The 24,812-nt window shown below is 61.3% G+C and carries 23 protein-coding genes; 15 read left to right on the forward strand and 8 right to left on the reverse strand.

Annotation, left to right across the window (positions count from 1 at the left end; genetic code table 11):
* Positions 1–40: 40 nt before the first annotated feature.
* Both trmA and BM017_RS21775 read right to left on the reverse strand, forming a co-directional pair.
* Positions 41–1,120 carry a tRNA (uridine(54)-C5)-methyltransferase TrmA gene (gene trmA, locus BM017_RS21770; protein WP_092248259.1) on the reverse strand — a complete coding sequence of 360 codons (1,080 nt, stop codon included), beginning with the start codon at positions 1,118–1,120 and terminating at the stop codon, positions 41–43.
* On the reverse strand, positions 1,117–2,412 hold the full coding sequence (locus BM017_RS21775) for an NCS2 family permease (protein ID WP_092248263.1): 1,296 nt from the start codon (positions 2,410–2,412) through the stop codon (positions 1,117–1,119). Before BM017_RS21775 ends, trmA begins: the two co-directional genes overlap by 4 nt.
* Before the next feature lie 173 nt (positions 2,413–2,585).
* Here BM017_RS21775 and BM017_RS21780 point away from each other — a divergent pair, with 173 nt between their 5' ends.
* The 4 genes from BM017_RS21780 (at position 2,586) to BM017_RS21795 (ending at position 6,801) form a co-directional block, all read left to right on the forward strand.
* Entirely contained in the window at positions 2,586–3,032 is a 447-nt protein-coding gene (locus BM017_RS21780) for a DUF4879 domain-containing protein (protein ID WP_092248266.1), read from the forward strand.
* Positions 3,033–3,128: 96 nt separating this feature from the next.
* Positions 3,129–3,635, forward strand: coding sequence for a (2Fe-2S)-binding protein (locus BM017_RS21785; RefSeq protein WP_071493627.1), 507 nt, complete (start codon positions 3,129–3,131; stop codon positions 3,633–3,635).
* Positions 3,632–4,621, forward strand: a complete 990-nt coding sequence (locus BM017_RS21790; RefSeq protein ID WP_092248269.1) for an FAD binding domain-containing protein — start codon at positions 3,632–3,634, stop codon at positions 4,619–4,621. The genes BM017_RS21785 and BM017_RS21790 overlap by 4 nt, the downstream gene beginning before the upstream one ends.
* Positions 4,618–6,801: a xanthine dehydrogenase family protein molybdopterin-binding subunit gene (locus BM017_RS21795; protein ID WP_092248271.1), complete on the forward strand. Its 2,184-nt coding sequence runs from the start codon at positions 4,618–4,620 to the stop codon at positions 6,799–6,801. Before BM017_RS21790 ends, BM017_RS21795 begins: the two co-directional genes overlap by 4 nt.
* A gap of 121 nt (positions 6,802–6,922) precedes the next feature.
* On the opposite strand, the gene BM017_RS21800 is transcribed toward BM017_RS21795, so the two are convergent.
* Positions 6,923–8,173, reverse strand: a complete 1,251-nt coding sequence (locus BM017_RS21800; protein ID WP_092248274.1) for an MFS transporter — start codon at positions 8,171–8,173, stop codon at positions 6,923–6,925.
* A 319-nt stretch (positions 8,174–8,492) separates the two neighbouring features.
* On the opposite strand from BM017_RS21800, the gene BM017_RS21805 reads away from it, so the two are divergent.
* From BM017_RS21805 to BM017_RS21815, 3 genes are read left to right on the forward strand one after another with little or no spacing between them, the layout of a single operon-like run.
* Entirely contained in the window at positions 8,493–9,932 is a 1,440-nt protein-coding gene (locus BM017_RS21805) for a cytochrome ubiquinol oxidase subunit I (RefSeq protein ID WP_071489952.1), read from the forward strand.
* A gap of 1 nt (position 9,933) precedes the next feature.
* Positions 9,934–10,941: a cytochrome d ubiquinol oxidase subunit II gene (cydB, locus tag BM017_RS21810; RefSeq protein WP_092248277.1), complete on the forward strand. Its 1,008-nt coding sequence runs from the start codon at positions 9,934–9,936 to the stop codon at positions 10,939–10,941.
* A gap of 12 nt (positions 10,942–10,953) precedes the next feature.
* The gene (locus tag BM017_RS21815; RefSeq protein ID WP_071489954.1) at positions 10,954–11,121 is read left to right on the forward strand and encodes a DUF2474 domain-containing protein; all 168 of its coding nucleotides are present in this window, start codon (positions 10,954–10,956) and stop codon (positions 11,119–11,121) included.
* A gap of 66 nt (positions 11,122–11,187) precedes the next feature.
* On the opposite strand, the gene BM017_RS21820 is transcribed toward BM017_RS21815, so the two are convergent.
* Together BM017_RS21820 and BM017_RS21825 are read right to left on the reverse strand one after the other, a co-directional pair.
* Positions 11,188–12,312, reverse strand: coding sequence for a methyltransferase (locus tag BM017_RS21820; protein ID WP_092248281.1), 1,125 nt, complete (start codon positions 12,310–12,312; stop codon positions 11,188–11,190).
* 160 nt (positions 12,313–12,472) lie between these two features.
* Positions 12,473–13,183 carry a helix-turn-helix transcriptional regulator gene (locus BM017_RS21825; RefSeq protein ID WP_092248284.1) on the reverse strand — a complete coding sequence of 237 codons (711 nt, stop codon included), beginning with the start codon at positions 13,181–13,183 and terminating at the stop codon, positions 12,473–12,475.
* A 380-nt stretch (positions 13,184–13,563) separates the two neighbouring features.
* Between BM017_RS21825 and BM017_RS21830 the strand changes: the two genes are divergently transcribed.
* The gene (locus tag BM017_RS21830; protein ID WP_092248287.1) at positions 13,564–14,340 is read left to right on the forward strand and encodes a ferredoxin--NADP reductase; all 777 of its coding nucleotides are present in this window, start codon (positions 13,564–13,566) and stop codon (positions 14,338–14,340) included.
* Between the two features lie 43 nt (positions 14,341–14,383).
* Here the strand turns inward: BM017_RS21830 and mscL are convergent, their stop codons facing one another.
* Positions 14,384–14,800 (reverse strand): large-conductance mechanosensitive channel protein MscL, encoded by a 417-nt coding sequence (mscL, locus tag BM017_RS21835; protein WP_071489958.1) that lies wholly within the window; start codon positions 14,798–14,800, stop codon positions 14,384–14,386.
* Between the two features lie 287 nt (positions 14,801–15,087).
* Here mscL and katB point away from each other — a divergent pair, with 287 nt between their 5' ends.
* From katB to BM017_RS21855, 4 genes are read left to right on the forward strand one after another with little or no spacing between them, the layout of a single operon-like run.
* Positions 15,088–16,629, forward strand: a complete 1,542-nt coding sequence (gene katB, locus BM017_RS21840; protein WP_071489959.1) for a catalase KatB — start codon at positions 15,088–15,090, stop codon at positions 16,627–16,629.
* A 58-nt stretch (positions 16,630–16,687) separates the two neighbouring features.
* Positions 16,688–17,227 carry an ankyrin repeat domain-containing protein gene (locus BM017_RS21845; RefSeq protein ID WP_092248290.1) on the forward strand — a complete coding sequence of 180 codons (540 nt, stop codon included), beginning with the start codon at positions 16,688–16,690 and terminating at the stop codon, positions 17,225–17,227.
* Positions 17,228–17,262: 35 nt separating this feature from the next.
* The gene (gene radA, locus BM017_RS21850) at positions 17,263–18,630 is read left to right on the forward strand and encodes a DNA repair protein RadA (protein ID WP_049711449.1); all 1,368 of its coding nucleotides are present in this window, start codon (positions 17,263–17,265) and stop codon (positions 18,628–18,630) included.
* A 15-nt stretch (positions 18,631–18,645) separates the two neighbouring features.
* Positions 18,646–19,371, forward strand: a complete 726-nt coding sequence (locus tag BM017_RS21855) for a hypothetical protein (RefSeq protein WP_092248293.1) — start codon at positions 18,646–18,648, stop codon at positions 19,369–19,371.
* A gap of 4 nt (positions 19,372–19,375) precedes the next feature.
* On the opposite strand, the gene BM017_RS21860 is transcribed toward BM017_RS21855, so the two are convergent.
* Positions 19,376–19,744: a PilZ domain-containing protein gene (locus BM017_RS21860; RefSeq protein WP_092248296.1), complete on the reverse strand. Its 369-nt coding sequence runs from the start codon at positions 19,742–19,744 to the stop codon at positions 19,376–19,378.
* Between the two features lie 174 nt (positions 19,745–19,918).
* Here BM017_RS21860 and BM017_RS21865 point away from each other — a divergent pair, with 174 nt between their 5' ends.
* The 3 genes from BM017_RS21865 (at position 19,919) to yjiA (ending at position 23,295) form a co-directional block, all read left to right on the forward strand.
* On the forward strand, positions 19,919–21,985 hold the full coding sequence (locus BM017_RS21865) for a carbon starvation CstA family protein (RefSeq protein ID WP_058427703.1): 2,067 nt from the start codon (positions 19,919–19,921) through the stop codon (positions 21,983–21,985).
* A gap of 15 nt (positions 21,986–22,000) precedes the next feature.
* Positions 22,001–22,198, forward strand: a complete 198-nt coding sequence (locus BM017_RS21870; protein ID WP_003194308.1) for a YbdD/YjiX family protein — start codon at positions 22,001–22,003, stop codon at positions 22,196–22,198.
* 137 nt (positions 22,199–22,335) lie between these two features.
* Positions 22,336–23,295 carry a GTPase gene (gene yjiA, locus BM017_RS21875; RefSeq protein ID WP_092248299.1) on the forward strand — a complete coding sequence of 320 codons (960 nt, stop codon included), beginning with the start codon at positions 22,336–22,338 and terminating at the stop codon, positions 23,293–23,295.
* A 183-nt stretch (positions 23,296–23,478) separates the two neighbouring features.
* Here the strand turns inward: yjiA and glyA are convergent, their stop codons facing one another.
* Positions 23,479–24,732: a serine hydroxymethyltransferase gene (glyA, locus tag BM017_RS21880; protein WP_058427701.1), complete on the reverse strand. Its 1,254-nt coding sequence runs from the start codon at positions 24,730–24,732 to the stop codon at positions 23,479–23,481.
* Positions 24,733–24,812 lie beyond the last annotated feature (80 nt).

Here is a 24,812-nt window from a genome sequence, read left to right on the forward strand (position 1 = left end):
CAAGCCCCTCCCACCTTTGGATCTTCGGTGTCCTGCAGTATTACCGGCGCGTCAACAACACCCCGGATTCCATGTGGTGCGTCCACGGAAACTGGTCAAACATCGCGCATTTCGTAATCTTATGCGTGTCATGCAGTTGCGCGATGTTCGCCGCCAACGTCTCCGGGTTGCAGGAGATGTACAGGATGTTGTCGAAGCGTCGGGTCAGTTCGCAGGTGTCCGGGTCCATGCCGGCGCGCGGTGGGTCGACGAACACGCTGCCGAATTCGTAGCTTTTCAGGTCGATGCCGTGCAGGCGGCGGAACGGGCGCACTTCGTTGAGGGCTTCGGTGAGTTCTTCGGCAGAGAGACGCACCAGCGTGACGTTACCCACCGCGTTTTCATCGAGGTTGCTCAGGGCCGCATTCACCGAGGTCTTGCTGATTTCGGTAGCCAGCACGTTGCGCACGCGCGTCGCCAGGGGCAGGGTGAAGTTGCCGTTGCCGCAGTACAACTCCAGCAGATCATCCGGGCGATCGCCCAGGGCGTCGTAGGCCCAGTTGAGCATCTTCTGGTTCACCTTGCCGTTGGGCTGGGTGAAGGCACCTTCGGGCTGGCGATAGCTGAAGGTGCGCCCGCCGACTTCGAGCTTTTCCACCACGTAGTCATGGCCGATCACATCGCGCTTGCCCTTGGAGCGGCCGATGATGCTGACATTCAAGTCGGCAGCCAGCTGGTTGGCGGCGGTGTGCCAGTGCTCGTCCAGCGGGCGGTGATAGCACAGGGTGATCATCGCGTCGCCGGCCAGGGTGGTGAGGAACTCCACCTGGAAAAGCTTGTGGCTCAGGGCGGCACTGGCTTGCCAGGCGGCCTTGAGCTGCGGCATCAACTGGTTGATGCGCTGGCTGGCGATGGGGAACGCTTCGATCAGGATCGGCGTGCGCTTGTCGTCCTGGGAGAACATCGCGTAGTGGCGTTCACCGCCTTCGCGCCACAGGCGGAACTCCGCGCGCAGGCGGAAGTGCTGCAGCGGCGAGTCGAAGACCTGCGGCTCGGGCGCGTCGAACGGTGCCAACAGGTCACGCAAGCGCGTGACCTTGTCTTGCAGTTGAGCGGTGTAGCGTGCGGCGTCAAAAGTCATGCGTTGAACCAGCCCAGCTTGATCACGAACAGAATCGACAGAATCACCAGCGCCGGGTTCAGCTCACGGTAGCGGCCCGAAAGCAGCTTGATGGCGGTCCAGGCGATGAAACCGAAGGCGATGCCGTTGGCGATGGAGTAGGTGAAAGGCATTGCCAGGGCGGTGATCACCACCGGCGCTGCTACGGTAATGTCGTCCCAGTCGATTTCGGCCAGGCCCTGGGTCATCAGCACCGCCACGAACAGCAGGGCCGGCGCGGTGGCGAAGGCTGGGACGCTGGCGGCCAGTGGCGAGAAGAACAACGCCAGCAGGAACAGGATCGCGACCACGATGGCGGTCAAGCCGGTGCGGCCGCCGGCGCTCACGCCCGCCGCCGACTCGATGTAGCTGGTGGTGGTCGAGGTGCCGAGCAGGGAGCCGGCCATGGCGGCGGTGCTGTCGGCGATCAGCGCACGGCCCATTTTTGGCATGTGGCCATCCTTGCCCATCAGGCCGGCACGCTTGGCCACGCCGATCAGGGTGCCGGAGTTATCGAACAGGTCGACGAACAGGAAGGCGAAGATCACGCTGACCAGGCCGATATCCAGCGCGCCCTTGATATCCAGCTGCAGGAAGGTCGGGGCCAGGGACGGTGGCATCGACGTGACGCCGCCAAAAGGCGTGACGCCCAGCAGGATGGACACGAGGGTCACCGCCAGGATGCCGATCAGCACCGCGCCGCGCACGGCCAGGGCTTCCAGGGCCACGATCAGCACGAAACCGAGGGTGGCGAGAATCGGTGCCGGTTGTTTCAAGTCGCCCAGGCCCACCATGGTGGCCGGGTTGCTGACCACGATGCCGGCGTTGTGCAGGGCGATCAAAGCCAGGAACAGGCCGATACCGGCGGCAATCGCCGAGCGCAGGGGCAGGGGGATGGCGTTGATGATCCACTCACGGATACGGAAGATCGACAACAGGAAGAACAACACCGCCGAAATGAACACCGCACCCAGCGTCACCTGCCAGGTGTGGCCCATGTGCAGCACCACGGTGTAGGTAAAGAAGGCGTTGAGGCCCATGCCCGGCGCGAGGGCGATCGGGTAGTTGGCGATCAGTCCCATCACGGTCGAGCCGATGGCGGCCGCCAGGCAGGTCGCGACGAACACCGCGCCCTTGTCCATGCCGGTCTCGCCGAGGATGCTCGGGTTCACGAACAGGATGTAGGCCATGGCCAGGAATGTCGTGATGCCCGCGAGGATCTCGGTGCGCACGTTGGTGTTGTGTGCCTTGAGTTGAAACAGCTTTTCCAGCATGCCTGCTCCCTGTGACGCTCTGTGGCGTCGTGATTTGTTGACCTCTAAGTCAAAGCACAAACTGCGCCAAGCGCCTTTGGTTTCAGAGAGGATCGGAAAAAGCGGCGCATCATACCAGCAGCCGAGGCCTTGAGGCATACTGCGCCGACGTTTAAACCAAGGTCATCTGCAACATGAAAAACGCCAGCCTGTGGAGTCTAGCCCTGATCCCCTGTATCAGCCTGTTGCTCGGCGCAGCACCGGCCTGGGGCGCGACTGCACCGCCGTTGAGCGAAGTGCGCGTGTTCAAGGTTGAATCGGCGGCGTGCACGGAAACCATCCCCGAGCGCGCACAAAGCACGCAGATGTGCACGCACCGTGGGCCCACCAAGGTGTCAGTCATGGAAGTCGGCCTGGGCAACAACCCCATGGGCCGCTTTGATGGCGCAGAGCTCAATGGGCAGCGCACGGCGGTCTGCCAGGTCGGCAACATCAGCGAGGCCTGCAACGGGGCCGGCACACTGATGGGCTACATCTATGTATTTGACCTGAACGTGCAGGCCCAGGGCTGGTTCCAATACAGCAATTCCTCGATCAACCCCCCGCAGAACACCCTGACGACGCTGCTCAATATCCGCTGATCAATCACCTTGAACGCTCATTACCCCGGGAAGTCGTACCCCTGAGACGGCGATTTCCCTGAACGCCGCGGATGTCCACCAACCCGTGAGGTGTTTATGAGCGCAACCCCCAATGGCGCGGCGGCCCAACCGTTCGTCAGCCACTCGATACGCCTGAGCCTCAACGGCCAGGACCGCCAACTGGATGTATTGCCGTGGACCACACTGCTCGACCTTCTGCGCGAGCAACTTGACCTTGTCGGTAGCAAAAAAGGCTGCGACCACGGCCAATGCGGCGCCTGCACGGTATTGCGCGACGGCAAGCGGATCAATGCCTGCCTGACCCTGGCGGTGATGTGCGACGGCGCCGAGCTGACCACTATCGAAGGCCTGGCCGACGGCGACCAACTGCACCCGATGCAGCAGGCGTTTATCAAGCACGACGCCTTCCAGTGCGGCTACTGCACCCCCGGCCAGATCTGTTCCGCCGTGGGCCTGGCCAATGAAGGCCGTGCCCACGACACCGCGCAGATCCAGGAGCTGATGAGCGGCAACCTGTGCCGCTGCGGCGCCTACAGCAATATCCGCGATGCCATCGAGGAAGTCCTGGAGGGCAAACCATGAACCCCTTCCATTACAGCAGGCCGACCGGCGTACAGGAGGCCGTGCACCTCAGCAGCGCCGCATCGCGCTTTATCGCCGGCGGCACCAACCTGCTGGACCTGATGAAAGAGAACATCAGCCGCCCCGAACACCTCATCGACATCACCGGCCTGCCGCTGCATGACATTCAGCAAACGTCCAGTGGCGGACTGTTGATCGGCGCCCTGGTGAGCAATGCCGACCTGGCCTGGCACCCGTTGATCGAACAGCGTTACCCGTTGCTCTCCCAAGCCATCCTCGCCGGTGCCTCGCCGCAGCTGCGCAATATGGCCAGTACCGGCGGCAACCTGTTGCAGCGCACCCGCTGCTACTACTTCTATGACGCCACGGTGCCGTGCAACAAGCGCGAGCCCGGCAGTGGCTGCCCGGCGCGCACCGGCTTGAACCGCATCCATGCGATCCTCGGTGCCAGTGAGCAGTGTGTCGCTACCCATCCTTCGGACATGTGTGTCGCCCTGGCGGCATTGGCGGCGCGGGTGCATGTCGAGGGCCGTGGCGGTGCGCGGATCATCGAGTTCGCCGACTTCCACCGCCTGCCCGGTGATACGCCGCAACGGGACAACCTGCTGGCCGACGATGAACTGATCACCGCCATCGAACTGCCTGCCGACAACCTGGCAAGCCATAGCAACTACCTGAAGATTCGCGACCGCGCCTCTTACGCCTTCGCCTTGGTGTCTGTCGCTGCAGCCCTTGAGCTGGACGGCGACCGCATCATTGATGCGCGCCTGGCGCTCGGCGGCGTGGCCCACAAACCCTGGCGCGACCGCGCGGTGGAAGCCGGGCTGATCGGCCAGGTTGTCAGCCGCGAAACCTTCAGCCAAGCCGCCGACGCCCTGTTGCAAGACGCAGAACCCTTGGAACACAACGGCTTCAAGATCAAGTTGGCGCGCCGGGGCATCATTCGTGCCCTGAGTGACGCCGCTGTTGCAGGAGAACGCCCATGACTGCCATCGGCAAACCCTTGGACCGGGTCGACGGTCTGCTCAAGGTTACCGGCCAGGCGCGTTACGCCGGTGAGTTTCCCGAGGAGGGCCTGCTGCATGGCAGCGTGGTGTCCAGTACCGTCGCCAAGGGCCGCGTGCTGCGTATCGACGCTTCCAGGGCGTTGGCGCTGCCGGGGGTGGTGGCGGTAATTGATCACCTCAACCGGCCAAGAATCGCCAGCTACGACGACGCTTTCCAGGACGACGACGCGGCCGACGGCTCGCCGTTCCGCCCGCTGTACAACGACCGTGTGCTGTACAGCGGCCAACCCCTGGCCTTGGTGATCGCCGACAACCTCGAATTGGCGCGGCATGCCGGCTCCCTGATGGAGATCGAGTACGCAACCGAAGCCTTCGAAACCGACCTGCTGGCCATGCAGGAACAGGCCTATGCCTCGCCGCAAACCCCGCCCAAGCCGCGCGGCAACTTCCAGGCCGAGTGGAGCGGCGCCCCCTTCAGCCTGGACCTGCACTACAGCACGCCCGTCGAACATCACAACCCGATGGAGCCCCACGCCAGCACCGTGCTGTATCAGCCGGACGGCACCCTGCATATCCATGACAAGACCCAGGGCCCGCAGAACTGCCAGGCCTATGTGCAAAAAGTCTTCGGCCTGGATAAAAGCCAGGTGCGCATCTTTGCCGCGTTCGTCGGCGGCGCGTTTGGCTCAGGTTTGCGCCCGCAGTACCAATTGCCGCTGGCGGTGATGGCGTCCCTGGCGCTCAAACGCTCGGTGCGCGTTACCCTGACTCGCCAACAGATGTTCACCTTCGGCTACCGCCCGCGCACCTTGCAGCGTTTGCAGATGGGCGCGGCCGCCGACGGTCGTTTGCTCGCGCTGGGCCACACCGCTATCGGCCAGACCTCGCGCTTCGAGGATTTCAGCGAACATGTGGTGGAGTGGAGCGGCATGCTCTATCACTGCGACAACGTGCAACTGACCTACAACCTGGTGCCCCTGGACGTGTTCACGCCCCTGGACATGCGCGCACCTGGCGCAGCGCTCGGGGTGATCGGCCTGGAGTGCGCCATGGATGAACTGGCCTGCGCCTTGGGAATCGACCCGGTGCAACTGCGGCTGATCAACTACGCCGAGCGCAACCAGAACGAAGACAAACCCTGGTCAAGCAAGGCCCTGCGCGAATGCTACAGCGAAGGTGCCGAGCGTTTCGGCTGGAGCCAGCGCAACCCGGAACCGCGCAGCATGCGCGACGGTCGCCAGTTGATCGGCTGGGGCATGGCCGGCGGGGTGTGGGAAGCCATGCAGATGAAGGCCAGCGCCAAGGCGCGGATCGACGCGCAGGGCAAGCTGACGGTCAGCAGCGCCACCACCGATATCGGCACCGGCACTTACACGGTGATGACCCAGATTGCCGCGCAGGCCAGTGGCGTGGCGGTCGAGGACGTGGCGTTTGTGTTGGGCGATTCCTCATTGCCTACCGCACCGCTGCAGGGCGGCTCGTTTACCGTATCTTCGGTGGGCACGGCGGTGCAGCAGGCGTGCGAAGCGTTGACCGGCAAACTACTGGCCATTGCTCGGCAGACTTACCCGGTCTTCACGCAGGCCGAAACCGTACGCTTTGAAGACGGCCAGTTGCATACCGGTGACGTGAGTGTGTCGTTGGCGCAGTTGGTCAAGGACAGTGGCGAAGACGCGCTGGAGGTGCAGGTCGACAGCGAGCCCGACAAAAAACGCGAGGGCTATAGCACCGCGACCCATTCGGCGGTGTTTGTGGAAGTCCGGGTCGACGAAGACCTGGGCACCATCAAGGTCAGGCGCGTGGTCAGTGCGATTGCCGCCGGGCGCGTGGTCAACCCCAAGATGGCCCGCAGCCAGATTCTCGGCGGGGTGGTGTGGGGCATCGGCATGGCCCTGCATGAGGAAACCCAGACGGATCATCAGTTGGGGCGCTTCATGAATCACAGCCTGGCCGAGTACCACATCCCGGTGAACGCGGACATCGGCGAGATCGACGTGGTGTTTGTCGAGGAGCATGACGAGATCGTCAACGCCCTCGGGTCCAAGGGCGTGGGGGAGATCGGCATCGTCGGTGTTGCGGCGGCGGTGGCGAATGCGATTTATCACGCCACCGGCAAACGGGTGCGGGAATTTCCCATCACCCTCGATAAGGTGCTCTGACACGCTCTAGCCAGCACTGGTTATCCAAGTGTGGGAGGGGGCTTGCCCCCGATGGGGGGTGTCAGTCAACGATGCTGTGACTGACATGGCGCTATCGGGGGCAAGCCCCCTCCCACACGGGTTATACGCTGGTCTTTTGAATAGGCTCTTCCACCGGCACGTGCATGCGGTCACGGTTGGCCAGGGTCGGGAACAGCTTGATCCACACGCCTGTTACCACCAGCGTACCGATCCCGCCCATGACCACGGCCGGCACGGTGCCGAACCAGTGGGCCGTGATCCCGGATTCGAACTCGCCCAACTGGTTCGACGCACCGATAAACAGGCCGTTGACCGCACTGACCCGACCGCGCATTTCATCCGGGGTTTCCAGCTGCACGAAGGACGCACGGATGACCATGCTGATCATGTCCGCCGCCCCCAGCACCACCAGCACCGCCAGGGAAAACCAGAAGGAGGTGGACAGGCCGAAGGCGATGGTCGCCACGCCGAACACACCGACAGCGGTGAACATCACGCGGCCCACATGGCGGTCCACCGAGAACCGCGCCAGCCACAGCGACATCAGCAACGCCCCCACCGCCGGCGCCGAGCGCAGCAGGCCCAGGCCCCAGGCGCCGGTCAGCAGGATGTCCTTGGCGAACACCGGCAACAGCGCGGTCGCACCGCCCAGCAGCACCGCGAACAGGTCGAGGGAAATGGCGCCGAGAATGTCCGGGCGGCTGCGGATAAACCGGATGCCGGCCAGCAGCGAATCCAGGGTGGCCTTGCCTTTATTCAATGGGGTCTGGCGGGCGGGCAGGTTGAGGGTCAGCACGCAGGCAATGAGGTACAGCACCACGGTAGGGCCATACACCCACACGCTGCCGAACGCGTAGAGCAAACCGCCGAGTGCCGGCGCGACAATGGTCGCCAGTTGCTGGGCCGACTGCGACGAGGCCACGGCGCGTGGGAACAGCGCGCTGGGCACGATGCTTGGCAGCAGTGCCTGGGTGGTGGGCATTTCGAACGAGCGCGCGGCACCCAGCAGGAAGGCGAGGATAAAGATCATCTCGCGGGTCACGTTGCCGGTCAGGCCGCCGATGGCCAGGCTCAGGGCAATCAGCGCCTGCACGGTCTGGCAGATGGCGGCCACCTTGCGTCGCTCATAGCGATCGGCCACATGCCCGGTGTGCAGCATGAACAGTACGCGCGGTACGAACTCCACGAGGCCGACCAGCCCCAGGTCCAGCACATTGCCGGTCAGTTGGTAGAGGTTCCAGCCGATGGCCACGGTGAGCATCTGGAAGCCGCTGGCGGTGAAGATGCGCGCCAGCCAGAACGCGATGAAAGGGCGGTGGTGACGCAACAGCAACGCGGGTTCACTAGGCATCGGGGAATTCAGATCAGAGCCAAAGGGAGCGCCGAGATTATCATTAAGTTGTAACAGATAGTTGCAACAACTGAGCTGAGGCAGTCTGTCACGCGGCAAAAGACCACACAGTTCATTCCTGAAAATGGGACTACTCTTTCAGCAATGCTTGATCCAGATCAATGCCCGCCCGGGCATCGGCCTGGTGGCCTCCGGGCCAGATTCCCTACGCGGTTGGCTAAAAAAAGAAACGAATCGAAATTCGCCAGACTCCATATCCGTGGGGGCAGTGGGTGCAGGCTCCCGCCAGCAGCCGGTATTACCTGACAGAGGAAGACTTATGTTCGGTTTGGAGGCGCTCGATCTCGCCCGAATTCAATTTGCGTTCACCATCTCGTTCCACATCCTGTTCCCGGCGATCACCATCGGCCTGGCCAGTTACCTCGCGGTGCTGGAAGGCTTGTGGCTCAAGACCCACAACGACACCTATCGCGACCTCTACCACTTCTGGTCGAAGATCTTTGCCGTCAACTTCGGCATGGGCGTGGTGTCCGGCCTGGTCATGGCCTACCAGTTCGGCACCAACTGGAGCCGCTTCTCGGACTTTGCCGGCGCCGTCACCGGCCCGCTGCTTACGTACGAAGTGCTCACGGCGTTCTTCCTCGAGGCCGGTTTCCTCGGCGTGATGCTGTTCGGCTGGAACAAGGTCGGGCGCAACCTGCACTTCTTCTCCACCGTGATGGTGGCCGTGGGGACGTTGATTTCCACGTTCTGGATCCTTTCGTCCAACAGCTGGATGCAGACGCCCCAGGGTTTTGAAATCATCGATGGCCGTGTGATCCCGACCGACTGGTTCGCCGTGGTCTTCAACCCGTCGTTCCCCTATCGCCTGGCGCACATGGCCACGGCGGCCTTTGTGGCCACGGCGTTCTTCGTCGGCTCCTCGGCAGCCTGGCACTTGCTGCGCGGCAAGGACAACCCGGCGATCCGTAAGATGCTCTCCATGGCGATGTGGATGGCCCTGATCGTTGCGCCCATCCAGGCGGTGATCGGTGATTTCCATGGCCTCAACACCCTGAAGCACCAACCGGCGAAAATCGCCGCGATTGAAGGCCACTGGGAAAACATCGGCAACGAACCGACTCCGCTGATCCTGTTTGGCTGGCCCGACATGAAGGCCGAGAAAACCAAGTACGCGGTGGAGATCCCGTACCTGGGCAGCCTGATCCTCACTCACTCCCTGGATAAGCAAGTGCCGGCCCTCAAGGAGTTTCCACCGGAAGACCGCCCCAACTCGACCATCGTGTTCTGGTCGTTCCGGGTCATGGTCGGCCTGGGCTTCCTGATGATCTTCACCGGCCTGTTCAGCCTCTGGCTACGCCGGGGCGACAAGATGTACACGTCCAAACCGTTCCTGTACCTGGCGTTGTGGATGGGGCCGTCCGGCCTGATCGCCATACTTGCGGGTTGGTTCACCACCGAGATCGGCCGCCAGCCGTGGGTGGTCTACGGGCTGATGCGCACGGCGGACGCGTCCTCCGGGCATAGCCTGGCGCAGATGACCATCACCCTGGTGTTGTTCGTGGTGGTGTACTTCGCGCTGTTCGGCGCAGGCCTGGGCTACATGATGCGCCTGGTGCGCAAAGGGCCTCAGACCCACGAAGGCAGCGAGCCCACCCATGGTGGCCCGGGCCAGAAACGTACACCGGCCCGTCCGTTGTCCGCCGCCGATGATGGCAGCGACGACGATCACGCGCACATCCAGCACAAGGGGCATTGAGATGGGTATTGATCTTCCGCTGATCTGGGCCGTGATCATTATCTTCGGCATCATGATGTACGTGGTCATGGACGGCTTCGACCTGGGTATCGGCATCCTGTTTCCGTTTATCCCGGGCAAGACCGACCGTGACGTGATGATGAACACCGTGGCCCCAGTGTGGGACGGTAACGAAACCTGGCTGGTACTGGGCGGCGCAGCGTTGTTCGGTGCGTTCCCGCTGGCCTATTCGGTGGTGTTGTCGGCGCTGTACCTGCCGCTGATCCTGATGCTGATCGGGCTGATCTTCCGCGGTGTGGCCTTCGAGTTCCGCTTCAAGGCCAAGGACCACAAGCGTCATCTATGGGACAAGGCCTTTATCGGCGGTTCACTGGCGGCCACGTTCTTCCAGGGCGTGGCGCTGGGCGCATTCATCGATGGTATCCCGGTGGTGAATCGCCAGTTTGCCGGCGGTTCGCTGGACTGGCTCACGCCGTTCACGATGTTCTGCGGCGTGGCGCTGATCGTGGCCTACGCGTTGCTCGGCTGCACCTGGTTGATCATGAAGACCGAAGGCCCGCTGCAGGAAAAAATGCACAACCTGGCGCGACCGTTGGCCTTCGTTTTGCTGGCGGTGATCGGCATCGTGAGTATCTGGACGCCGCTGACGCACCCGGAAATCGCCTCGCGCTGGTTCACCCTGCCGAACCTGTTCTGGTTCCTGCCGGTGCCGATCCTGGTGCTGGTGACCCTGTACGGGTTGTTCCGTGCCGTGGCGCGTAATGCGCACTACACGCCGTTCCTGCTGACGCTGGTGCTGATCTTCCTGGGCTACAGCGGCTTGGGTATCAGCCTGTGGCCCAACATCATTCCGCCATCGGTGTCGATCTGGGACGCTGCCGCGCCGCCCCAGAGCCAGGGCTTCATGCTGGTGGGTACGCTATTCATTATCCCGTTCATCCTGGGCTATACCTTCTGGAGCTACTACGTGTTCCGCGGCAAGGTCACCCACGAAGACGGTTACCACTAGGAGGGGCGTTCCATGTCCGGCAAACCTTCGTTGCACGAGATTGAACAGGCCGAGAAGCAGCCGTTGTGGCGGCGCCTGGGGTGGCTGGCGATGATCTGGACGGGCAGTGTGCTGGCCCTGTTCGTCGTGGCCAGCCTGATGCGCATGTTTATGAGTGCGGCTGGCCTGACCACCCACTGACATCCCGATCCGGGCTTTGCGGCCCGGCTTTCCAGCCCTGCTTTTCGCCAGAGAAGCAGGGTTTTTTTATTTGCGCGCCTTGAGGATCACGAATTTTGGCGTGGTGGCGACTTGCTCGACACCCCGGAACAGGCGCGCCAGCTTGGTGTGATAACCGAGGTGGCGGTTGCCGACGATATAAAGGGCGCCGCCCACCACCAGGGCTTCCCGTGCCTGTTGGAACATGCGCCAGGCGAGGAAATCGCCGACCACCTGCTGCTGGTGGAACGGTGGATTGCACAGCACCACGTCCAGGGATTGCGGCTCTTGCCCCGCCAGGCCGTCGGCGGCACGCACGATCACATCGCGATCACCAAGGGCCGCTTGCCAGTTTTCGGCCGCCGATTGCACCGCCATGTAGGACTCGTCCACCAAGGTGTAGTGCGCTTCGGGGTTTTGCAGGGCGCTGGCAATCGCCAGTACGCCGTTGCCGCAACCCAGGTCTGCCACGCGGGCGCTGCCCAGGTTTTTCGGCAGGTGGGGCAGGAAGGCGCGAGTGCCGATGTCCAGGCCTTCGCGGCAGAACACGTTGGCGTGGTTCAGCAGTTCGATAGCCGGTGCGTCCAGGGTGTAGCGGGTGGGGTAGGGCGACACGGCAGCAGGGCGATCTTCAACGGTGGCGATCAGCAATCGCGCCTTTTTTACCGCGAGCGATGCGTGCATCGGGCCAATGTAACGCTCCAGCAACTCGCCCGCCGCCCGTGGCAAATGCTTGATCATCGCCCCGGCGATCACTTCGGCGCCTGGGGCCAGCTGGCCTTGCAAGCGAATCAGTTGTTCTTCCAGCAATGCCAGGGTTTTGGGTACGCGGATCAGCACCCGGTCGAACGGCCCGGTGGGGATATGGCTGGCCGGGATGAACGCAACGGCGTCAAACGCCTTGCCGTTGCGCACCAGGTTTTTTTCCAGGCCTTGCGCCGCCAGGAACGAATCGCCACTGGAGGTCAGTTGCACGTTGCCTTGAAGGCTGGCCGCAAGGGCGCCGAAGCTGTCATTGAGCACCAGCACCCGGGTTTGTGCGGTCGGCTGCTGTTCCGCCAAGTGGCTGAGCAGGTACTCGTCGGCGGCATCGAAGGCTTGCAGCGGATCGTTGTGTTGCTCTGGCTGGCGGATCAGATCGAGCTGGGCAAAGGGGCTTTCGAGCAGGGGCATGGCGGGGGAGACTCTGGGTAAACGATGGGTGTTCGACAGCGGTTGCCGAACCGTCTGAGTGAACCACGGGCGACACCCCGGAGGGGTCGCTCAGCACTCAGAGTGGGTGGTAAATGTTACGTTTTTTTCAGCGCGATTACATGCGGTGTTTCTTGGCCGGTTAAATAATCCCGGCCTGCGCGGCGCGAAGCACGGCGGCGATTTTGTTGTTGACGCCCAGTTTCTTGAGGATACTGCTGACATGAAAGCCTACCGTACGCTCGGACAAACAAAGTATGGCGGCGATATCTGCTGCGGTCTTGCCCATGCCAGACCACATAAGGACTTCCGTTTCCCTAGGGGTCAATTTGCTTGCAGGGTTGACGCTGGGTTTTTCGGCAAACTTCTGCGCCAGCACGGCATGCATGGCGTGGCAAAGCCATAGCGCCATTCCTGCTTTTTCATACAATTCTTCCGGGCTGATGTCACCTTTGCCACGGCTCAACGTCAGCATGCTGAAGACCCCCCGGAAATCATGCACGCTGATGGTCAACGCCTTGTGTACCTCCAAGGTAGCGGCCAAAGACCAAAGACTGGGCACGTCTTTGAATGTTTCCTCCTTCCAGACAAGGGGTAACACGCCCTCCCTACAATGTTTCACTACGGGGTCTACATCGAAGTAGTGCGCTTGGTGGTATAGATTTTTCCATTCAATTGGATAGTTCGTCAGTTCCACCGGTTTGTTTTCACCGTTGGTGAGTTGAGAACTCATCTTGAAGGAACAGTATTGGAAACCGAGTTCGTAGGCCTTGTTGATGGTCATTTCAAATACGCTGGTGACCTCGTCCTCACCTTCGAGCGAGTGGAGTCGTGTATTTCGCCAGTTAAGCATGGGTAAATCTCCATGGGGTCTCCGTGACTTGGGGTACGTCCTTTATCCCCAACGTTGCACGAAAATCAGTGTAGGACACGTACTACATGGCGAGAGGAAAATTTCGTTCTTGCGCTGTAAGGTTTAAGAATTTTTCCACAGGAAGGTAGTTAGCCAAGCAATTGGCAAGTTCGAAACTCGCGATTTATTAGGGGGTTGAAGCGCCTGTAACAACCCACTAACAGCGGCTATATGAGGTAGTTTTTAAAGCTAATAGCGAATTGATCGAAGGTGAAATCAACTTGCCATCATTGCGTACTGGTGTGATGCCACTTCCTATCGTAGGTGTTTCCGCGCACGACTTTGAGCGACACTAGGGCACTTGTAGAACGGAGCCCCCCATGACGGCCAGTGCTGAGAAATTTACCCGCCAGATCTTGCTCGACGTGCAATCGCTGACACCCAGTCTGTTTACCCTGCGCACCACCCGCGATCCGGGCTTTCGTTTTACCGCGGGCCAGTTTGTACGCCTGGGTGTCACCAAGGCGGATGGCAGCACGGTATGGCGTGCGTATTCCTTGGTGTCCTCGCCGTTTGATGAGCACCTGGATTTTTTCTCGATTGTCGTCCCGGACGGTGAGTTCACCAGCGAGCTGAGCCGTCTGCGAGTCGGCGATACCTTGATGGTGGAGCGCCAGGCCACGGGGTTCCTGACCTTGAACCGCTTCGTCGACGGTCGGGATTTGTGGATGCTTGGCACCGGCACCGGGGTGGCGCCGTTTTTGTCGATCCTGCAAGACTTCGAGGTCTGGGAGAAATTCGAGCGCATCATCCTGGTGTACAGCGCACGGGAAGCCAAAGAGCTGGCTTACCAAGAGCTGATCAACGAGTTGGGCGAACGCGAATACCTGACCGAATACGCGCACAAACTGACCTACATCCCCATTGTTACCCGCGAACAACACCCCGGCGCATTGAATGGGCGCATCACCACGCTGATCGAAAATGGCGAACTGGAGCGCGCGGCCGGCGTCGAACTGACCCCGGAGCATTCCCGCGTGCTGATTTGCGGCAACCCGCAGATGGTCGATGACACGCGCCAATTGCTCAAGCTGCGCGATATGAACCTGAGCTTGAGCCGGCGACCCGGCCAGGTGGCGGTGGAGAACTACTGGTAATAAAAAAGGCGCCTCAAACAGGCGCCTTTTCATGCCGGCTCGATTAGAGCGGCTTGTCGTTCTGTGCCTTGAGCAGATCGCGGATCTCACCCAGCAGCACTTCTTCCTTGGTCGGCGTCGGCGGCAGGCTTGGCGCCACGGCCTCTTCACGTTTGAGGCGATTGATCGCCTTCACGCCCATGAAGATCGCAAACGCGATGATCACAAAGTCGATGACGCTCTGGATGAACTTGCCGTATGCCAGGACCACCGCAGGCACATCGCCTTGGGCAGCCTTTAGCGTTATCGCTAGGTCACCGAAGTCCACGCCACCGATCAACAGACCAATGGGCGGCATCACCACGTCGCCTACAAACGAGGAAACAATTTTGCCGAAGGCTGCGCCGATGATAATACCGACCGCCATGTCGACCACATTACCTTTGACCGCGAAGGCCTTGAACTCACTGATCACGCCCATAGGTTATTCCTTGTTACAGATGAGAAGGGTGGTACCCAGTGTAAGTCAGTCGTAGAGGGCTTGCCTGAAACAACCGCTCACACTGTTAGCTTTTATCGACACATTAAAACGCAATTAGTTTGCAAAGTGCCATCAATCGCGCGCGAAATACCCGCCAAATCAGCGACTTACCAGATTATTTTATCAATCGGGTTGTTATGACTTTTCTATTTATCTTCTGACTCGCGGGTCACTAGCCTCTGGCAAGCACAACTGAATGTGCACTAAAAAAACCAGAGGAAACCTCGATGAACAATCCAATGAGCCGCGGGCCTGTTACCGCGCGATCCGCGCTGGTACTGGTGACCGCCAGCCTGCTTTCCCTGTCTGTACACGCCGCCAACCTGACCCGCGACAACGGTGCCGCCGTCGGTGACAACCAGAACTCGCAAACCGCCGGCGCCAATGGCCCGGTGCTACTCCAGGACGTGCAGCTTATTCAGAAATTGCAGCGCTTCGACCGCGAACGTATCCCCGAGCGCGTTGTACACGCCCGTGGTACCGGTGCCCACGGCACCTTTACCGTCACTGATAGCCTCAGCGACCTGACCAAGGCCAAGGTGTTTGCCGCCGGCGAGGCCACCCCGGTGTTCGTGCGCTTCTCCGCCGTGGTCCACGGCAACCACTCCCCGGAAACCCTGCGTGACCCACGCGGTTTCGCCACCAAGTTCTATACCGCCGAAGGCAATTGGGATTTGGTGGGCAACAACTTCCCGACGTTCTTCATCCGTGATGCCATCAAGTTCCCGGACATGGTCCACGCATTCAAGCCAGACCCACGTACCAACCTGGATGACGATTCGCGGCGCTTCGACTTCTTCTCCCACGTGCCCGAAGCCACCCGTACGCTGACCGAGCTGTACTCCGACTCCGGCACCCCGGCCAGTTATCGGGAGATGGACGGCAATGGTGTGCACGCCTACAAGCTGATCAACGCCAAGGGTGAAGTGCACTACGTCAAGTTCCACTGGAAGAGCCTGCAAGGCATCAAGAACCTCGATCCCAAGCAGGTCACCGAAGTGCAGGGCCGCGACTACAGCCACATGACCAACGACCTGGTCACCCACATCAACAAGGGCGACTTCCCCAAGTGGGACCTGTACGTGCAGGTGCTCAAGCCTGAAGACCTGGCCAAGTTCGATTTCGACCCGCTGGACGCCACCAAGATCTGGCCGAACGTGCCTGAGCGCAAAGTCGGGCAAATGGTGTTGAACCGCAACCCGGCCAACGTGTTCCAGGAAACCGAGCAGGTGGCCATGGCCCCGGCCAACCTGGTGCCGGGCATCGAGCCGTCGGAAGATCGCCTGCTGCAAGGCCGGGTGTTCTCCTACGCCGACACCCAGATGTACCGCCTGGGCGCCAATGCCCTGCAACTGCCGATCAACGCGCCACGGGTGACCGTCAACAACGGCAACCAGGACGGCGCGATGAACTTCGGCAAGACCACCACCGGTGTGAACTACCAGCCAAGTCGCCTGTTGCCACGGGAAGAACCGCAAACCGCGCGCTACAGCCAGTCGGCGCTGTCAGGCAGCACCCAGCAGGCGAAGATCCAGCGTGAGCAGAACTTCAAGCAGGCGGGTGACTTGTACCGCTCCTACAGCAAGAAAGAGCGTCAGGACTTGATCGAAAACTTCGGCGGCTCGCTGGCCACCACCGATGACGAGAGCAAGCACATCATCCTGTCGTTCCTCTACAAAGCCGACCCGGAGTACGGCACCGGTGTAGCCAAGGTGGCCAAGGGTGACCTGGCGCGCGTGAAGGCGCTGGCGGAAAAACTGACTGACTGATCCGTTGGTTACGGTCGACGCCCCGATACGGGCGTCGACCCCTGGCAGGAGAACAACCATGCGAATTTCTATCGGCTTGCTGATGGCCATGCTGGCCTTTGTCGCCCAGGCCGAGACTCCCGACCCGGTGGCGCTCAAGGCCCAATTGCAGGACTACTATTTCGACGCCGCCCGCCGTGGCGACCTCGACATGCTCAATACCTTTATCGACTCCGGCTACAGCCTCAACACCCAGGACGACAAGGGCTACACCGCGCTGATCCTCGCTGCCTACCACGGCCAGGGGCCTTTCGTGGAGCGCCTGCTCAACGCCGGTGCCGACGCCTGCGTGCAGGACAAACGCGGCAACACCGCGCTGATGGGCGCGATCTTCAAGGGCGAGTTGAAAATCGCCCAGCGCCTGCTGGCCACCGACTGCAACCCCGACCAACGCAACGGTGCCGGACAGACCGCCGCCATGTACGCCGGGCTGTTCAAGCGTGTCGAGCTGCTGGATGAACTCAAGGCCAAGGGGGCCGATCTCAATGCCGAAGACCCGGTCGGTAACACCGCTTCACGCTTGGCCAGTGGTGAAATCCGGACCCCGGCGTCGCGCTGAGCTATCATCGCGGTTTTTCGGTTGGAGGTTCTCAAATGGCAAAGGCCAAGCGCATGTACGGCTGCACGGAGTGCGGCGCGACCTTTCCCAAGTGGGCCGGCCAGTGCTCCGAGTGCGGTGCGTGGAACACCCTGACTGAAACCATGATTGAGAGTGGCGGTGCGGCGGCCCCCACCGGCCGGGCCGGCTGGACCGGGCAGCAGGCGCAGATCAAGACCCTGGCTGAAGTCAGCGTCGAAGAGATCCCGCGTTTTTCCACGGCATCCGGCGAATTGGACCGCGTGCTGGGCGGCGGCCTGGTGGACGGCTCGGTGGTGCTGATCGGCGGCGACCCGGGCATCGGCAAGTCGACGATTTTGCTGCAAACCCTGTGCAGCATCGCCAGCCGCATGCCGGCGCTGTACGTCACCGGCGAAGAATCCCAGCAACAAGTGGCCATGCGCGCCCGCCGCCTGGGGTTGCCCCAGGATCAGCTGCGGGTCATGACCGAGACCTGCATCGAAAGCATCATTGCCACGGCCCGTATCGAAAAGCCCAAGGTCATGGTGATCGACTCGATCCAGACCATTTTCACCGAGCAGTTGCAATCGGCGCCGGGTGGCGTGTCCCAGGTGCGCGAGAGTGCTGCGCTGCTGGTGCGGTATGCCAAGCAGAGCGGCACGGCGATCTTCCTGGTCGGCCACGTCACCAAGGAAGGCGCGCTGGCCGGGCCTCGGGTGCTCGAGCATATGGTCGACACGGTGCTGTATTTCGAGGGCGAGTCCGATGGTCGCCTGCGCTTGCTGCGGGCGGTGAAGAACCGCTTCGGGGCGGTGAACGAGTTGGGTGTATTCGCCATGACCGACCGGGGGCTGAAAGAAGTCTCCAACCCATCAGCGATTTTCCTGACGCGTGCCCAGGAAGAAGTCCCTGGCAGTGTGGTGATGGCAACGTGGGAAGGCACCCGGCCGATGCTGGTGGAAGTGCAGGCGTTGGTGGATGACAGCCACCTGGCCAACCCGCGCCGCGTGACCCTGGGCCTGGACCAGAACCGCCTGGCGATGCTGTTGGCGGTCCTGCACCGCCACGGTGGCATCCCGACCCATGACCAGGACGTGTTCCTCAACGTGGTCGGCGGGGTCAAGGTGCTGGAGACCGCCTCCGACCTGGCGTTGATGGCGGCAGTCATGTCCAGCCTGCGTAACCGGCCATTGCCCCATGACTTGCTGGTGTTTGGTGAAGTCGGTTTGTCCGGTGAAGTACGCCCGGTGCCCAGTGGCCAGGAGCGCTTGAAGGAAGCGGCCAAGCATGGCTTCAAGCGTGCCATCGTGCCCAAGGGCAACGCGCCGAAGGAATCGCCGCCCGGGATACAGATTATTGGGGTGACCCGCCTGGAGCAGGCACTGGATGCACTTTTCGAGTAAACAGGGAGGGGCGCAATGCAACGAACGAATCGCTGGGGCGTGCTCGCCCTGTTCATGACCTTGGCCGGTCTGCCTGTCCTGGCGTGGGCCGACTTGCCGGCGGGATATCGCCTGGCGCAAAAGCTGGTCACGGAAGAAGGCAGCGTGCTGCAGGTGCTGGAAGACCAGCGCATCAGCGCTCAATTGCATAAGGACAGTTGGGGCAACGGGTTGGACGCAGACTCGTTCGACGAGCCCGGTGACCTGGTTGAAAACCCGTTGCTCGACGCCCAGGTGCATCTGGTGTCGGCCTCCGGCGAGGTGATCGCGCGCAAGGACCTCGGCTACCCGCTGGCCAAGGTCAAGAAAGCCCCGCTCAAGGGACAGCCCGCGCCTGTGTATTTTTTGATCGTTGATCAGACCGCGCCCATGGGCAGCTACAGTGGCCCGGCCACGCAACTGTTGCTGCCTGCCAAGCAGCAACTGGAACCGGTGAGCTACCAGGACACCGATGGCAAACTCAAACCACTGACCCTGGCCAGCACCGGCAAGGCGGCCTGGAAGGTTTCGACGCCCGTCGACGGTAGTGCGGATGAGCTGTTGCAAATCTCGTGCTTTATGGACGGCGACGGTGACGATGATTTTGCCATGCGTTACCAGACCTACCGTTGGGTGGATGGCCAGTGGCAGGCGGCATCGACGCAGAAAGCCGGTTACTGGGACACGGAAAGCGACTTCCCGGCGCGTACGGCATTTCCCTGAGCCGTCATACTTCCAGCAAGGCGGCCAACTCCCGGTGCAGCTCGTCCTCGTCACCCAGGTTCAATTCGACCAACCGCCGCAAGTGGCTGATCGAATCCAGGTCGATGTGCTGACACACAAACCCCAGTTGCCCAGGATCCTCATGGGTCAGTCGCACTTGCATCTTTATATGTGCCTTCGGATCGAGGCGTATATCGACGTCGAACGGCAGCGCCTTGTTGCCCTTCCAGTCTTCCGGCCGTTGCACCAGCAGGCCTTTTAGCGACAGATCCACCAATTGCACTGGCCATTCGCGGCCGTTTTGCCGAATTTCGGTCTTGGCATCAAAGGCGATGCGGCGGAAACGACGGCGGTCAGACGGTTGCTCGGTCATGGTGAAGCCCTCCGGGGATAGGGGGATTGTAGCCGTGCGCCACTATTGGCTCGGTTTTTCTGCTTTTTTTGTCCGCAGAAGGCTCTAGACCAACGTAGGGGGGTGGCCTTTAAGTCCAGTAGCGCTAAACTCCGGATGGCTGTCCTTTCTGTCCACCCTGGCTGGAATATAAAAATGAAAAATAATAATAGCCTGCTACGCCACCTACCCTGGCTGGTGCTGGCAATCGTAGGAGCGTGCGCCCTGGGCGTAGTGGCCTTGCGCCGCGGCGAGGCGATCAACGCCTTGTGGATTGTGGTCGCTGCTGTGGCCATCTACCTGGTTGCGTACCGTTACTACAGTCTGTTCATCGCTAACAATGTGATGCAACTCGACCCACGGCGGGCCACCCCCGCAGTGCTCAACAACGACGGTCTGGACTATGTGCCGACCAACAAACACATCCTTTTTGGTCACCACTTTGCGGCCATTGCCGGTGCAGGCCCGCTGGTCGGCCCGGTATTGGCGGCGCAAATGGGTTACCTGCCCGGCACGCTCTGGCTGATTGCCGGCGTGGTGCTGGCCGGTGCGGTGCAGGACTTCATGGTCCTGTTCCTGTCCACCCGTCGCAACGGCCGTTCCCTGGGCGACATGGTTCGCGAAGAGATGGGCCGCATCCCGGGGACCATCGCGCTGTTCGGTTGCTTCCTGATCATGATCATCATCCTCGCGGTGCTGGCGCTGATCGTGGTCAAGGCGCTGGCCGAGAGCCCATGGGGCATTTTCACGGTGATGGCGACCATCCCGATCGCGATGTTCATGGGCATCTACATGCGCTACATCCGCCCGGGCCGCATCGGTGAAATCTCGATCATCGGCGTGCTGTTGCTGCTGGGTTCGATCTGGCTGGGCGGGCAGATTGCCGCTGATCCGGTCTGGGCCAAGGCGTTCACCTTCACCGGTATCCAGATCACCTGGATGCTGATCGGCTACGGTTTCGTCGCCGCCGTTCTGCCGGTGTGGCTGATCCTGGCACCGCGTGACTACCTCTCCACCTTCCTCAAGATCGGCACCATCATCGCCCTGGCGATCGGCATCCTGGTCACCATGCCAGAGCTGAAAATGCCGGCCTTGACCCAGTTCATCGACGGTACCGGCCCGGTGTGGAAGGGCGGCCTGTTCCCGTTCCTGTTCATCACCATCGCCTGTGGCGCGGTCTCGGGTTTCCACGCGCTGATCTCCTCGGGCACCACGCCCAAGCTCCTGGATAACGAAACCAACGCCCGCTACATCGGTTACGGCGGCATGCTGATGGAGTCGTTCGTGGCCATCATGGCGATGGTCGCTGCTTCGGTGATCGAACCTGGCGTGTACTTCGCCATGAACAGCCCGGCCGCTGTGGTCGGTGGTGATGTGGTGGCCGTGGCGCAAACCGTCAGCAGTTGGGGCTTTGCGATCACGCCTGAGGCGCTGCAAGCCGTGGCCCATGATATCGGCGAAACCACCATTCTGGCCCGTGCCGGTGGCGCGCCGACATTGGCGGTGGGTATCGCACAGATCCTGCACAGCGTACTGCCGGGTGAAAACACCATGGCATTCTGGTACCACTTTGCGATCCTGTTCGAAGCCCTGTTCATCCTCACGGCGGTGGATGCGGGCACCCGTGCCGGCCGCTTCATGCTGCAGGACCTGCTGGGTTCCTTCGTGCCGGCGCTGAAACGCACCGAGTCGTGGACCGCCAACCTCATTGCAACCGCCGGTTGCGTGGCGATGTGGGGTTACCTGCTGTACCAGGGCGTGATCGACCCACTGGGCGGTATCAACACCTTGTGGCCACTGTTCGGTATCTCCAACCAGATGCTGGCAGGTATCGCGCTGATGCTGGCAACCGTTGTGCTGATCAAAATGAAACGCCAACGCTACATCTGGGTGACCATGCTGCCGGCCGTCTGGCTGCTGATCTGCACCACCACGGCGGGCTTCATCAAGCTGTTCGACGCGAACCCTGCGATTGGCTTCCTGTCGCTGGCCAAGAAGTACAGCGATGCATTGGCCAACGGCCAGATCCTCGCCCCCGCGAAGAGCATCGACCAGATGCAGCACGTAATCTACAACGCCTACACCAACGCAACGCTGACGGCGCTGTTCCTGTTCGTGGTGTTCAGCATCCTGTTCTATGCGCTCAAGGTCGGCGTCGCCGCCTGGGGCAACAAAGAACGTACGGATAAAGAAGCCCCGTTCCAGGCTGTACCGGACGCGTAATCGAGGGTTGCAACCATGTTCAATGACATCAGTCGCCTCGGTAAATACCTCGGTCAGGCCGCGCGCCTGATGGTCGGCATGCCCGACTACGACACCTACGTCGAGCATATGCAAACCAAACACCCGGACAAGCCGGTGATGGACTACAAGGCGTTCTTCCGGGAGCGCCAGGAAGCCCGTTACGGCGGCAAGGGTGGGCCCAAGTGCTGTTGAGTTAACGCAATATCCCTGTGGGAGGGGGCTTGCCCCCGATAGCGGTGTGTCAGTGACAGATAAGTGCCTGACACACTGCTATCGGGGGCAAGCCCCCTCCCACATTTGTTTCTGTGTTCCTTCAAGGAGAATTTCTTTTGTCCTCTCCCATTCCAGTCACGGTCCTCAGCGGCTTCCTGGGTGCCGGCAAGACCACCTTGCTGCGCCACCTGCTCAAAGCCGAGCACGGCCTGAAAATCGCCGTGATCGAAAACGAATTCAGTGACGCCGGTATCGACACCCAGCTGTTGGGCGCAGAACCGGTGCAAGTCATGACCCTGTCCAACGGCTGCGTGTGCTGCACCATCCACACCGACCTGACCAAGGCCCTGTACCTGCTGCTCGAGCGCCTGGACAGCGGCGAGATCGCCTTCGACCGCCTGGTGATCGAGTGCACCGGCCTGGCCGACCCGGCACCTGTGGCCCAGACCTTTTTCATCGACGAGGAACTGCGCGAGCGCTACATCCTCGACGGCATCATCACCCTGGTGGACGCGGCCCACGCCGAGCACCACCTGACCCAGACCATTGCCCAGGCCCAGATCGGCTTTGCCGACCGCCTGTTGGTGAGCAAACGCGACCTTGTGGATGACGCTACCTTCGATGCGCTCAGTGAACGCCTGACCCGCATCAATCGCCGTGCGCCGATCCGGGTGGTGGATCATGGCAAGATCGACCTAGCCGAGTTGCTCGATGTGCGCGGCTTCAACCTCAATGCCGGCATGAGCTTGCGTCCGGTGAGCAAGGCGCCGTCCATCGACCGTATCTCCAGCCTGGTATTGCGCACCGACCAGCCGCTGGATATCGACCGACTCAGTGAGTTCATGAACGAACTGCTGGAAGACCACGGCAAGCAACTGCTGCGCTACAAAGGCGTGCTGAACATTGCCGGGGAAGACCGGCGCATGGTGTTCCAGGGCGTGCTCAAGCTCTACGGTTTCGATTGGGATACCGAATGGGCCGAAGGCGAGGTGCGAGAGAGTGTGATCGTGTTCATTGCCGATGAGTTGCCCGAAGACAAGATTCGCGAAGGTTTTACCAAGGTCTACCAACCCTGACTTGAAACACAATCCAATGTGGGAGGGGGCTTGCCCCGATGAGGGTGTGTCAGTAGATAACTCTGTGACTGACACACTGCTATCGGGGGCAAGCCCCCTCCCACAATTAACTGTATTTCAAATTGGAATTTGGAATAAAAAAGCCCGGCTCAAGAGCCGGGCTTTTTAGTCAAGCAACTGCAATCAAGCGCCGTACACCGGCAGCTTCTTGCAGATGGCCTTGACCTTCTCACGTACCGCGTCGATCACGGCTTCGTTGTTCAGGTCGGCCAGGATGTCGCAGATCCAGCCGGCCAGTTCCTTGCACTCTGCTTCCTTGAAGCCGCGAGTGGTCACAGCCGGGGTGCCGAAGCGCAGGCCGGAGGTGACGAACGGCGAACGTGGGTCGTTCGGCACGGAGTTCTTGTTCACGGTGATGAAGGCTTTGCCCAGGGCCGCGTCAGCATCCTTACCGGAGATGTCTTGCTTGATCAGCGACAGCAGGAACAGGTGGTTTTCAGTACCGCCAGACACTACGTCAAAGCCGCGCTCGATGAACACGCTGGCCATGGCCTGGGCGTTCTTTACCACTTGTTGCTGGTAGGTCTTGAACTCAGGCTGCAGCGCTTCCTTGAAGCAGATCGCTTTAGCGGCGATCACGTGCTCCAGCGGGCCACCCTGGGCGCCTGGGAATACGGCGGAGTTCAGCTTCTTCTCGATGTCGGCGTTGGCGCGAGCCAGGATCAGGCCGCCACGTGGACCGCGCAGGGTCTTGTGGGTGGTGGTGGTCACGACGTCAGCGAAAGGTACCGGGTTCGGGTAGACGCCAGCGGCGACCAGACCGGCCACGTGGGCCATGTCGACGAACAGGTACGCACCGACCTTGTCAGCGATGGCGCGGAAGCGTGGGAAGTCCAGGATCTGCGAGTAGGCAGAGAAACCGGCCACGATCATTTTTGGCTTGTGTTCAACCGCCAGGCGCTCGACTTCGTCGTAGTCGATCAGGCCGTTGGCATCGATACCGTATTGAACGGCGTTGTACAGCTTGCCGGAGGAGGAAACGCTGGCGCCGTGGGTCAGGTGACCGCCGTGGGCCAGGCTCATGCCCAGGATGGTGTCGCCGCCTTGCAGCAGGGCCAGGTACACGGCGCTGTTGGCTTGGGAACCGGCGTGCGGCTGGACGTTGGCGTAGTCGGCGCCGAACAGTTCCTTGGCACGGTCAATGGCCAGTTGCTCAACCACGTCGACGTACTCGCAACCACCGTAGTAGCGCTTGCCCGGGTAGCCTTCGGCGTACTTGTTGGTCAGAACCGAACCTTGAGCCTCCATCACCGCAGGGCTGGTGTAGTTTTCCGAAGCGATCAGCTCAATGTGCTCTTCCTGGCGCACGGCTTCTTGCTCCATGGCGGCGAAGAGATCGGCGTCGTACTTGGCAATAGTCAAATCACGGCTGAACATGGCGGTCCTCAAGGATCGGGGGCAGAAAAGGAGGGCATTCTAACCCAATGGGTTTTAGATGGCATATGAAAGGACATCAT

It is taken from the genome of Pseudomonas sp. NFPP04 (genome assembly GCF_900113815.1).
Classification (GTDB): domain Bacteria; phylum Pseudomonadota; class Gammaproteobacteria; order Pseudomonadales; family Pseudomonadaceae; genus Aquipseudomonas; species Aquipseudomonas extremorientalis.